Annotated in this window: 1 protein-coding gene; it reads left to right on the top strand. The window is 66.8% G+C overall.

From position 1 onward, the window contains the following. Window positions 1-310, top strand: a 310-nt coding sequence (locus tag IO33_RS0142255) for an AMP-binding protein (RefSeq protein ID WP_031174369.1), incomplete at both ends; no start/stop codon positions are given.

Below are 310 nucleotides of genomic sequence, written 5' to 3' on the forward strand. Positions count from 1 at the left end.
ATCATCCTTGATCGACCGGATCCGACGGCGATTCTCGACGCGATCGAACGGGAGAAAGCCACCAATCTGTTCTGCCCACCGACGGTGTGGGGTGCACTGCTCCGCTCGCCTGCCCTAGCCGGCACCGATCTGACCTCACTGCGCAAGGGCTACTACGGCGCGTCCGCGCTGCCGGTGGAGATGCTGCGCGAACTCCGCCGCCTGGCGCCCGAGCTACGGCTGTGGAACTTCTACGGGCAGACTGAAATGGCATCGCTGGCCACGGTCCTCGGTCCCGACGATCAGGACACCCGCGGCGGGTCAGCGGGCC

The organism is Streptomyces durhamensis (assembly GCF_000725475.1).
Classification (GTDB): domain Bacteria; phylum Actinomycetota; class Actinomycetes; order Streptomycetales; family Streptomycetaceae; genus Streptomyces; species Streptomyces filipinensis.